This is a genomic window from Methanothrix sp. (genome assembly GCF_024518575.1).
GTDB lineage: Archaea > Halobacteriota > Methanosarcinia > Methanotrichales > Methanotrichaceae > Methanothrix_B.
Map to the genome: position 1 here is coordinate 1 of NZ_JANIHG010000044.1, position 11,109 is coordinate 11,109.

Here is an 11,109-nt window from a genome sequence, read left to right on the forward strand (position 1 = left end):
GCTCAAACTCCCGTCTCCACCCCAACAAAATGTACCGCAGAGCGGAAACCAGTGCCATCATCCAAGCCATACGGCCCGTCAGCACTCGCGCCTATCCCCGCGGAACTCTCGCCACATCTTGGCCCTCGAACGTATCGCATAGTAGTATATAAACATTTCTACGAACCGTACCCATAGGGGTTGCAACGGATACCTGCCATACGCGGTGAGTTTGTCTCATCATCCACTGGCATCACCGCTTACGGGGATATCTCCATCTCCATCCCGACCACAGGATGCTCCAGGCCAAACGCGGATATCACCTCTGGATGAATCTCGCCAAAGCATCCGATTCTGGACCCATCTAGCATGAGATCCGCGCCCCTGCCAGGTATGAATGCGCCATCGCTCGATTCGACTATCCCCGCGCTTACCCTCAACTCCCTCAGGATGGCGGAAATAACAGAGCTGATCTCCGCGAACCCGGCTCCGCTGTGTATCGAGACCGCGCTAAGGTGGCACTTTGTCTTCCCACCTATGACAACATCCCCGACGGCGAACAGCCTCTGTGGCAGTTGATGGTGCTGGTTGATCGAGAGTATCTCAATGAGCCCCGGAAGTATATCCGTCCTTATAATGGTGTGCAGCTCGCTTATCGGGTGCCTGACGCGCGTGCACTCTCCGGCGCTCCTGCGCATCATCTCGAAGTGGACCTTTTCATTTGTAAGCGTGAAGGGCATCACTTCGAGATAGCCAAGTCCGACCATGAGGTCCCTGACCTCTTCCCTGAGCTCCTCCATCGGATGAGGCCTGCCGATCGTCAGCGTCTTCGGCATCTCGGCCTTCAGGTTCTCATATCCATAGCTCTTGGCCGCATCCTCGATGATGTCCCATGTGTGCATTATATCCGCGCGATACGCGGGGACAAGCACCTCGACACGATCGCTGTCAATAGGACGCGCCCCGAACCTCATGCGCCTCAGACACTCTGCGAGCTCTTCCGCGGATAGGTTGAAGCCGATCAGGCTGTTGGCCTCTGATGCGGTCACAGTCCAGCGTGCGGGGGAGAGATCCGGGCTGATCCATTCTCCATCTCCTGAGATCATCCTCACGCCCTCGATCCTGCCTCCACGCTCGGCCAGGGCGGTGACGACTATGTTCAGAGCCCTGTGAACAACAGGATCAGTGCCTGTCACATCTATGAACAGATCTGTTGTATCCTCCCTGACCCTGGTCAGCTCCCCGTTTATTACCGGCGGGAATGACAGGACATTATCATCGGCATCCACTATCAGAGGGAATCTTTCGAATCCATCCAGGATATGACGGTATGCAACACCCTTCGGATGTCGCGCGAGTATCTCCCTCATGCTCATGCTCTCATCGAAATCAAGCGGCACAAACCTCCTCTTGTCGGGATCATCTGCGATGTATCTGAATGGAGGCCTCACCCTCGAGATATCATGAACTCCTATCGCGACCTTCCTCCTGTTCCTGCCGAGACCCCAGTGGAGGTCCTCCTGCAGGCTCATGAGCGACTCTATGAACGGATCCGTGAACCTTAGGCCTCTTACAACTGCGCATCCTATTATCGGGCGCACGCCCTTCACAGATTCATCCACGTACATCTCCACAGATCCTCTGTGGACCTGGTACTCAGGAAGTCCTGGCCTTATGCCCAGAAACCCCTGGAGCGCCCTGGCCACGCCCTCTGAGCTGTAGAGATCCGGCCTGTCAGGGAAGAACTCCACATCGATGTAATCCGCTTCCTGACTCTTGCCGACATCCGCGCCCATCATAGGCAGTCTTTCAATTATGAGCTCCCTGGAGGCGCCGACCATCTCCTCAAGATCTTCGTAGTACAAACGCACGACCGGCATCTCAGACACCCCTGAAGACAGATACTGGAGTATCCCGCAGCCATCCGATATCTGGCTGGTAGAGAAGCCTCAGGTCCTTCAGGCCCAGACGGAGCATCGCCAGCCTGCTCACACCCAGACCCCAGGCGAGCACCGGATGCTCTATTCCGAACGGCGCTGTCACCTCCCGCCTGAAGACGCCTGCGCCTCCGAGCTCCACCCACCCCAGCCCGTCTATCCAGACCTCAGGCTCGACGCTCGGCTCTGTGTACGGGAAGTACCCTGGCCTGAACCTGACCTCCTCGAATCCCATCTTCGAGTAAAACTCCTTTAATATTCCGAGAAGATTGCTGAACGTTACGCCCCTGTCCATCACAACCCCCTCAAGCTGCTCGAACTCGGGGGTGTGAGTCGCATCGATGGCCTCACGCCTGTAAACGCGATCAATGCAGAAGGCCTTGACCGGAGGCTCTGGGTTGTCTGCCAGATACTTTATTGTTATCGCGGTTGTGTGCGTCCTGAGGACCTCCTGCCTGGCTATCTCCGGATCCCACACGCCGCCCCATCCTGTGGAACCTATCCCGCCGCCGCGCTCGTGCATCTCCTTCACACTTCTGTAATCGGGGATCTCAGCCTTGCTGTCCAGATAGAACGTGTCCTGCATCTCCCTGGCCGGATGGTCCTGCGGCTGGAATAGCGCATCGAAGTTCCAGAAGCTAGACTGTATTATCTCGCCCTTTATCTCCGTGAACCCCATCTCAAGCATGATTCTTCTCATCCGATCCATCAAGCGCCTGTACGGATGGATCTTTCCGGGATAGACTGTCTCCCCCGGCACCCTCACGTTGTACGGCCTGAATCTCGCACCCCTCCATGCGCCGCTCTTTATGATCTCAGGGGTGAGCTGGGAGATCTCTGTCGCCTCTGTCGCCGGGGGCGCGCGCTCCCTGATCTGGGAGAGCACCCGCTTTCCCTCCTCTGTTATCTCGTACCTCCAGGCCTTGCTCCTGCTCGAGGTCACCAGCCCTCTTTTGATCAGCAGATCAGCATTGCCGATCTCTGACCTGCTTTTTTCCCCATCAAGCAGCATCCTGAGCGCGATCTCATCCTCTCCCTCAGCAGGTCTGCCGAGCGGCCTCAGGACACCCTTATCGATCCGGACCCAGCCCTTCTTTAGCGCCCATCCTATGGCGATCTTCATCGCCGGATCCTGGAGATCGGATAACGGTTTTCCATCGCCGATAATATCGATGAGCCTTCTCTCAGGGAGACCCTCACGCGCATATCGTCTCCCCTCCTCGGTCAACGAGAAACGCTCTATAACGCTCTTATCAACCCTGATGAGTCCGCTCTCTGCAAGAGATTCAGCTGCTGATAGAACAGCCTCAGTCTTTACATGGAGACGATCAGCGATCTCCTGCGGACTTGAGCATCCATCTGATATGGCCTCAAGAATTCTCAAATCTCTCTCTGATGCCATTGTTCCATCCCACCGGCCTTCTGTCCATGGGACATCATTTAACCTCAGGTACGGCGAAAATACCTGCACCTACAAAAGTTCTACTGAACATCCACATCATAAACAGCAGCAACCGTCTGGAGCATTTTCACTCAGCGGAGCACCCCTCCAGCTCGTCCAGCGCCTCAAGAACGCCCTTCACAGCCATCTCGAAGTACCCGGCTCCCTTCTCGGCGCTTGCCCTGCTCGGATCACCCATGATACCATCGCCCATGAACTCCCGCACAGATCTCAGGATCAGGTATCTGGGGCGCTCTGGATGGCTCGCGGGCGGGAGACCCCTGACAAGATCCGGCCTGTGGAGCAGCATCCTCGATGTCTCGATATCTCCCGCGTGGCCATCCCCTGGAATATCGCATCTGATGAGATCGAAATCGGTCAGAAGGCTGACTCTGAGATCTGTACTGTTCACAGCGCTCTGGCATGCCTCTTTGAGAGATGCCATGTGCTGGCCTCCGGCATGCCCCGACAGGACCATCACATACCTGAAGTTGCTCTCGTAAAACCCGAGCAGAATATCGTACACGTAATCCCTTAGCGCATTGAATCCAACGCTCACCGTTCCTGGAAATCCTCTGGTGCTCCTGCATATGCCGTAGTGCACCGGAGGCGCAACGAAGACCTCGCGCCTCCTGGCGACCTCGTAAGCCACCTCCAGCGCCTGGATGGTATCTGTGGTGGTCGGGAGATGCGGGCCGTGCTCCTCGACGGCTCCCACCGGCAGTATCACGGTCCTCGTCTTCGTCAGTCCCCTCTCTATCTCAGGCCAGCTCATCTCCCCGAGGATCATACCTCAACGACACCCCCGCTCAGGACATCTTTCTCTGAGACCCGCACCTCTCTGGTCGCGCCGTTCACCGTGAGCCTGTATGCGCCTATCGGCGCGGTGTCAAAGTTCGTGCCCCCGACCATCGGCCCCTCAGTCGAGTACGGAACAACCAGGACGAACTCTCCATCAGAGCCTGTGACGTTTGACTGTCTGTAGATGAATAGCCTCTTCTGGTTCGTCATGATCGGGACCTCTATCAAGACCTTCGATCCAGGAGATGCCCTGCCCTTTATCAACGCGCCAGGGACGTGCTCGAATGTCTTGACATACCTGTTTCCTTCGCTCGTGACCTGTGTTGCGGATTCGTGGACGAGCCTGTAGTGCTGCAGGGCCTCAACGTACACAGGCGATCTCGCGAAGCTCCTGCTCACAACGCTCACGTTGTACCCCTCGCTCAGGCTCTCGTTTATGAAGCTCTCCAGCTCGCCTTCACTCTTCGGTATGAGGGGAGATTTTGTTATGACTGTGAGAGGTGTGCCGTCTGGCATCGTGACCCTTGTGTATGCTATCGCCACCGGGTCCTGTGGTTCGACCTCGCTTCCGTCGAAGAAGTGGAGCCTCGCCACCATGGTCCTGAAGTACTCTGGCCTCCATACCTGTATCGGAACCAAGCTGTCGGCCTGCGGCTGGTATACTGCTCCAGTATATCTTGTGAGAGGTATGCTGCTCCACGCGGCTATCGCATGGAACTTGGTGACTGCCATCTCCACATCTGTCATTATGTACCGAGCATTCATGTATGGGGATCTGCTCTCGTTGAGGCGGGTGAGCACATCATCCGCTTCGCTCTCGCTCTCGGCCAGGAAGAACGGAGAGGATCCAGGCGTTCCTTTGGTCTTGCTTCCAATTCCCTCCTGGAACGGGTTGGCGTTCGGATACCTGTGGCCTATGGTCTCTATGAGATGCCCGTAGTCCCACCAGGACATCACGCCGTAGGCTGTCGGTGGGTACTGGAAATACTGCCCCTCAGGAGGTCGCTCATAGACATCATAGATATCAAGCCCTGGATATGGCGTGTTGTTGCGCAACCACTCGATTGAGCTGACCCAGTCCTGATTCGGCCCCACCGAGTATCTCGCTATCTCATGTGAGCTGAGGACGCTGGGATATGCCAGTATTATCACTATGAGTACAACCGCAGCAGCTGAGGCCAGTCGCTCGGGCCGCACCTCTTTGCTCAGGTTCGATGGCGATCTCGCGAGAACATCTTCTATATCCGAGAGGCCCGCGCGCGCGTATGCAAGGGACGCGAGGTAACCGCAGAGCAGGGCGACGTTGACCGCGTAGTAGTAGGCGGAGCGGTTCGCAGCCAGCGTGATAATCAGCGCTACTGCGCTCCATACTATGACCAGGAGGTAAGGAGCCCTGGAGTCCCTGATGTATCTGTAAACCAGCATGCCGAGACCTATGATCGCGATGTAGAACGGAGAGAGCACGCGGATCACACCCGGGAAGTTCTCATCTATCCCGGTGACCCCCCGCCCGAGATCCATGTATATGGGCGATAGCTCTGCGACCGTTGCAGCGCCACCTGTGCGTGGAAGAAGATACGTCTTGAGACCATAGGTTACAGCGCTGAAGAGCTCCGGAACCGCCAGGATCACTATCACGAGATCCACAACGATAACAGCTGCAATCGATCCCGGGTACAGTGCCCATGAGAGTCCCCGCCTCGAGACCTCGCGCGATGCCACAGCCAGCTCCAGACAGAAGATCGAGCCCAGCAGCAGCATCGATGGTTGGAAGAGCGAGTACTGAATCAGGCTGAACCTGTTGTAGGAGTGCGCAAACGGAACAACCATGAGAAAGGCGAAGAAAAGGCCTATCGCACCTATGATTCCTAGGTACTCCCCGCTCCTTCTGCGGTAGTGCTCTACCACGCTCTGTACGGTTATCGCGATCAGGAGTATGCCCTCGAACAGGATTCCCATGGACCAGGCATCGACGTATAGACCGAGGGAGATTCCCGCGAGCACCGCCAGAACAAGAGGGCGCTTAACCGCAGTCAGATCCCGGAGCGTGCTGAAGCTGAGAGATCGGCCACTTCTGAATGCCAGAATGAAGAGCAGCATCGATAGCGTGCTCAGCAGGATCTCAGAGGAGTGATGGTCGGTGAACCCGAGAACGGTCCTGGAGAAGAGCTGGCCAGGCAGCACCACGGTAAGTGCAGCTGCTGTTATTCCACATCCCCTTCCACCGAGCTCCTTTCCTATGTAGTACACCGGCAGTATCAGGAGCGAGCCCATGATCACAGGCCAGAACGCCCCGACCACATCAACCGTGTGGAGATCCGAGCCGCCGAGTCCGACGATCTTTGAGAGCAGGGCCACGCCCCAGCTCAGAAACGGACCGAAATGTAGCGGCGTCCCGTTCGGAAAGTTCGTGAGCGGATCGAACCACGGACGCTGCCAGTGGAGGAACGTCGTCTTGGCGAGCATCATGTGATACCATGCGTCGCTCTCGCTGCTGAACCTGACCGCATCTCCGATGAACACATTCCTGAATGGAACTACAGCCCTTAGGTAGATGGAGAGCAGAAACAGCAGACCAAGTCCCGCGTACCAGTATCTTTCGGGCAGGAGCTTTCTGCTCTGCCTTTTGCTATCTGTGTCCTTCTTCATATCCATGGGTCCCCTGTTTTAGCGATGGAGAGCATATTTCAAGGAGATAAACGTTTTGAGGCTGAATACGAGCGGTGTGCCACCGGTTCAGGGGTTTGCTTTTATCCACTCGACGGCGTTGAGGATCACTGAACAGCCCGGAATCGGCATTCACCGGCCAAAAAACAAGACCCTGCGAGATCAACAAGCTGTTGACGTCTCAAAATCGCCATGCACATCGATTCGGTTTAGTGTATTTCCGCCCACCTGCGCCACCCCTTCTCATTCAGCTTAAATAGTTTCGAGATGTCTCTGGTGATACAACTGGCACGAGCAAAAACCGATTCCGATCTCTGGATGTGCTGATTCAGGTCATGTGCCTGCCATCCTTGCGCCTTCGACGATTCACCTTCCGAATCTTCTCTCCCTCCTCTGGAAATCCCTTATCGCGCGCAGAAAGTCCAGGCGCCTCATCGATGCCCAGTCGACATCTGTGAAGTACAGCTCTGAGTATGCCGCCTGCCATATCATGAAGTCGCTGAGCCTTCTGCCACCAGCCCTTATGACCAGGTCAGGCTTCTGCTTGAACCTGAGGTATCTCTCTATAGTATCCCTGTCTATCTCCTCTGGCTCTATCAGACCTGCAGCAACATCCATGAGAACAGACCTTATCGCCTCTGTGACCTCCTTCTTCCCGCCGTAGCCCAGGGAGATTGTGACACCGATCCCGCCCCTTCCGGTCGATGCAGATCTCTCAGCGTCGATTATGCTCACGTCCGCGGGGGCGTCCTTCAGGATGGAGATGAGAGAGGACGCGAGATCTCCGGCGTACTGCCCTATGTGTATCAGCAGGCTATCTATGCCGAGCGATGCGCTCCACTCGACGAGGTCCCTGAACTTCTCCAGGCCTGGGCCGTCGAACGATGATATCACAAAGACCACACATCTGGGCCTGGGATGGCTCATGACCTCCCTCTCGAGGAGCTTCTCGTATAATCTGCGTATCAACTCGAACCTCTCCAGAAGCATAGATCGAGGCGATCCAATCTCGATCAAATCTTGAAGGCAAAGTATTTTTGGTTGGATGGAGATCTGCAGGCTATGCAGAGAGAGGACGCCCTGAGGCTCGCAGTAGGTGCGCTGGCATTTCTGCTCCCCGTAACCGGCGTCTTCACAACATTACTCCTCGCCATCATATATGTGCTCCACAAACCCACCAGAATGCTGAGCGCATCGCTCATCTCGCTCCTGATCCTCAGAGAGGTGCTGACCTACACGCACCTGGATCTTCCGATGTATGTCGTGGCGATATCGTTCATCCCCCCTACCGTGGCCCACACTGTATCAAAGAGGTTTCAACAGCTTGCTGGCAGCTTCATATACATAATGGCCACAGTCGCAATCGGCTATCCGGCTGCGTACCTCTTGGCTCCATATCTCCTGCAGGAGAAGATACTGTTTCTGACCATACTCGGAGGTCTGAGCGGCGCATTCCTGCAGCATGTCTCCAGAGAGATGGACTTCACGGTGCCATTTGGCGCATGTATGGTCATGTGGCTGTTCAGCTTCGAATACCCGCTTCCGGAGCTCAGCAACATACTCATGATATACATGTTCGCCGTGCTTCTGGGAGTTGGAGCTTACTGGGCGAAGGCTGCGGATGTTGATGCCGTCCTCAGCGAGGTCATAATATGCATACTCGTCGTGCTCTTCGCCGGCCTGAAGTGGTTTCTTCTCCTCCTGTGCTTCTACCTGCTCGGCGGGGCGTTTACGCGCTATGGATATTCATACAAGCACAGCCTGGGGATCGCCCAGGAGAAGTGCGGCGTCAGAGGATACAAGAACGTGTACAGCAACAGCTTAGTCCCTCTCGTGGCCGCGCTCTGCTACGGGATATACAGCAATGAGATATTCTTTTATGCTTTCCTCGGCGCTGTGGCCACTGCGAATGGAGACACGCTGGCCAGCGAGATAGGTGAGACCAGCAGGTCCAAGCCAAGGATGATCACCACACTGAAGCCTGTGGATCCCGGCGTCGACGGTGGGGTGACACCGCTTGGGGAGATGGCATCTCTTGCCGGTGCTGCAGTTATAGGACTGGTCGCTGTTGCAACAGGCATGACGGGCGCGAATGGTTTCATGATCACTCTGATAAGCGGTTTCCTGGGATCGAACTTCGACAGCCTGATGGGAGCTGTATTTCAGAGAAGAGGGTTGCTGACAAACAATGGCGTCAACCTCGTCGCAACGCTCTTCGGCGGGATTGTCGGGGCTCTGATGGGGGTGCTCATTTGAAGGTCTATGCTGTTCTCGGAGATCCGATAGAGCACAGCCTGTCGCCTGTGATGCACAACGCCGCCTTCCGTGAAATGGGGCTGGATGCTACCTACCATGCGTTCAGGGTTGGGATACACAGGCTGAGGGATGCGATTCTGGGCGCTGATGCCATGGGATTCGGCGGTCTGAACCTGACGATACCTCTGAAGGAGGGCGCGATGGCTGTGGTAGAGCCGGACGAGACCGCGGAGGCGATCGGTGCTGTCAATACCGTGTCATTTCGCGGAGGGATCAGGGGTCACAACACCGATGGCATCGGCGCGTCACTTGCCTTGAGGCGTTACGGTGTGAGTCTAAGAGGCTCTCACATACTTCTGATCGGCGCAGGAGGCGCTGCGAGAGCCATCGCATACCAGCTCTCCAAAGAGGGAGCAGAGATCGTTGTGACAAACAGGACGCCTGAGAGGGGACAGGCGCTGGCCGAGGATCTCGGCCTGGAGTTCCGCCCGTTCGTGGAGATCGAGGATCTTGTCAGATGCTCAGATATCCTGATAAACGCGACATCTGTGGGAATGCGTGATGGCGACCCCAGACTCTTCGATGGGAGCATCCTGAGATCAGAGCAGGTCGTCTTCGATATAATCTACAGCAGGGAGACGGAGCTTCTCAGGGATGCGAGGTGGGCTGGGGCGAAGGCGATTGATGGGGTGATGATGCTCGTGTACCAGGGAGCTGCAGCCCTAGAGATCTGGACAGGGCTCGAGGCTCCGGTAGATCTGATGGAGGCTGCAGTAAGAGCTGCACTCGAAGAGCGACGAGAAAATTGACGCCGGTAGCAAAGAACGAAACTGTGGATATGCCAGTGGATGGATCTCTCAGAGGATTGATATGAAGAAGATGCTCATAGTTGGCGGGACGGGAGAGACCGGCTCATGGTTTGCCAGATACTTCAAAGGCAACGGGTTCGATATCTCCATATGGGGACCGAGCGGAAAGGTGCATGTGGCAGACGAACTCGGAGTCAGGTATGCGCACGATCTCATGAGGGATGTGGAGGAGAGCGACATCGTGGTGCTGAGCGTGCCTATAGATAAAACGCCGGAGGTGGCGAGGAGGATCGGGCCAGCGATGAGAAGCGGATCGCTGCTCATGGATCTGACATCTCTCAAGGTTGAGCCCGTGCGGGCGATGGTCGAGTCCTCCCCTCCAGATGTTGAGGTCCTCGGAGCCCATCCCATGTTCGGGCCGACGATGCCATCTATAAAAGGCCAGACGGTGATACTCACACCTGTCGAGGGGAGGTGGGGGAGATGGTCATCTCATATCAGAGATATCCTCGAGAGGGACGGCGCCAGGGTTGAAATTCTCACTCCTGAGGAGCACGACAGGATGATGGCCGTGGTTCAGGCGCTCACGCACTTTGCGTACATCGCGATAGGCGCTACGCTACGCTCCCTGGGCTTCGATGTCTCGAGGTCGAGGAGGTTCATGAGCCCTGTGTATGAGGTGATGCTCGATTTTGTGGGGAGAATACTAGACCAGAATCCTGAGCTCTATGCATCGATCCAGATGAATCCATTTGCGAGAGAGGTCAGGAGAGCGTTCATAGAGGAGTGCATCAGACTATCGGATTCGATCGAGACCGGAGACCTGGAGGTCTTCAAAAGAGAGATGAGGGGGGCTGCCGAGCATTTCGGCGATACCCGCAGCGCGCTGAAGCGCTCCGACAGAATAATCAATCAGCGCGCTCAGGAGCGGGAGAGAGCTTAGGACGATAGCAGGGCTAATCCCCGCCTTTTCAAAGGCGGGATACAGCCCGTGCCTGCCGATAAATATATACGCATGGTGACCACGTGTATAGCACAGGATGACTAAAAAGATTATGCCTGATCAGAAATGCAAAAGGTGAAGTGATTTGCTAAAAGTGTTTCGATATAGGATCTATCCTACAAAATCTCAGAGAACTAAGCTGGCTAAGACCTTGGAGCTTTGTCGATGGACCTATAACGAAATACTTGCTTTCAGGAAGAACGCTTATGAGCAGGA

At 55.9% G+C, this 11,109-nt stretch carries 10 protein-coding genes; 4 read left to right on the forward strand and 6 right to left on the reverse strand.

What is annotated here, in order from left to right; translation table 11 throughout:
• Positions 1 to 2: 2 nt before the first annotated feature.
• The 6 genes from NQU42_RS07510 to NQU42_RS07535 form a co-directional block, all read right to left on the reverse strand.
• Positions 3 to 140, reverse strand: a complete 138-nt coding sequence (locus tag NQU42_RS07510) for a hypothetical protein (RefSeq protein ID WP_296610340.1) — start codon at positions 138 to 140, stop codon at positions 3 to 5.
• 99 nt (positions 141 to 239) lie between these two features.
• Positions 240 to 1,859, reverse strand: a complete 1,620-nt coding sequence (gene pheT / locus NQU42_RS07515) for a phenylalanine--tRNA ligase subunit beta (RefSeq protein ID WP_296610353.1) — start codon at positions 1,857 to 1,859, stop codon at positions 240 to 242.
• Position 1,860: 1 nt separating this feature from the next.
• Entirely contained in the window at positions 1,861 to 3,318 is a 1,458-nt protein-coding gene (locus NQU42_RS07520; protein ID WP_296610342.1) for a phenylalanine--tRNA ligase subunit alpha, read from the reverse strand.
• 127 nt (positions 3,319 to 3,445) lie between these two features.
• Positions 3,446 to 4,147, reverse strand: coding sequence for a creatininase family protein (locus NQU42_RS07525; RefSeq protein ID WP_296610344.1), 702 nt, complete (start codon positions 4,145 to 4,147; stop codon positions 3,446 to 3,448).
• Positions 4,144 to 6,813 (reverse strand): oligosaccharyl transferase, archaeosortase A system-associated, encoded by a 2,670-nt coding sequence (locus NQU42_RS07530; protein WP_296610346.1) that lies wholly within the window; start codon positions 6,811 to 6,813, stop codon positions 4,144 to 4,146. Before NQU42_RS07530 ends, NQU42_RS07525 begins: the two co-directional genes overlap by 4 nt.
• A gap of 378 nt (positions 6,814 to 7,191) precedes the next feature.
• On the reverse strand, positions 7,192 to 7,794 hold the full coding sequence (locus NQU42_RS07535) for an undecaprenyl diphosphate synthase family protein (RefSeq protein ID WP_296610348.1): 603 nt from the start codon (positions 7,792 to 7,794) through the stop codon (positions 7,192 to 7,194).
• 93 nt (positions 7,795 to 7,887) lie between these two features.
• On the opposite strand from NQU42_RS07535, the gene NQU42_RS07540 reads away from it, so the two are divergent.
• From NQU42_RS07540 to NQU42_RS07555, 4 genes are all read left to right on the forward strand, one after another.
• Complete coding sequence (locus NQU42_RS07540; protein WP_296610350.1) at positions 7,888 to 9,081, forward strand: TIGR00297 family protein; 1,194 nt, start codon at positions 7,888 to 7,890, stop codon at positions 9,079 to 9,081.
• Positions 9,078 to 9,890 (forward strand): shikimate dehydrogenase, encoded by an 813-nt coding sequence (locus tag NQU42_RS07545; protein ID WP_296610352.1) that lies wholly within the window; start codon positions 9,078 to 9,080, stop codon positions 9,888 to 9,890. The genes NQU42_RS07540 and NQU42_RS07545 overlap by 4 nt, the downstream gene beginning before the upstream one ends.
• A 43-nt stretch (positions 9,891 to 9,933) precedes the next feature.
• Entirely contained in the window at positions 9,934 to 10,833 is a 900-nt protein-coding gene (locus NQU42_RS07550) for a prephenate dehydrogenase/arogenate dehydrogenase family protein (protein ID WP_296610355.1), read from the forward strand.
• Positions 10,834 to 10,978: 145 nt separating this feature from the next.
• The coding region (locus NQU42_RS07555; protein WP_296610356.1) for a helix-turn-helix domain-containing protein at positions 10,979 to 11,109 on the forward strand (131 nt) is incomplete at its 3' end.

Coding starts and splice junctions, on each gene's coding strand:
- NQU42_RS07520 (WP_296610342.1), bottom strand. CDS start 3,318: ATGGCATCAGAGAGAGATTTGAGAATTCTTGAGGCCATATCAGATGGA.
- NQU42_RS07530 (WP_296610346.1), bottom strand. CDS start 6,813: ATGGATATGAAGAAGGACACAGATAGCAAAAGGCAGAGCAGAAAGCTC.
- NQU42_RS07510 (WP_296610340.1), bottom strand. CDS start 140: ATGCGATACGTTCGAGGGCCAAGATGTGGCGAGAGTTCCGCGGGGATA.
- NQU42_RS07540 (WP_296610350.1), top strand. CDS start 7,888: ATGCAGAGAGAGGACGCCCTGAGGCTCGCAGTAGGTGCGCTGGCATTT.
- pheT (WP_296610353.1), bottom strand. CDS start 1,859: ATGCCGGTCGTGCGTTTGTACTACGAAGATCTTGAGGAGATGGTCGGC.
- NQU42_RS07525 (WP_296610344.1), bottom strand. CDS start 4,147: ATGATCCTCGGGGAGATGAGCTGGCCTGAGATAGAGAGGGGACTGACG.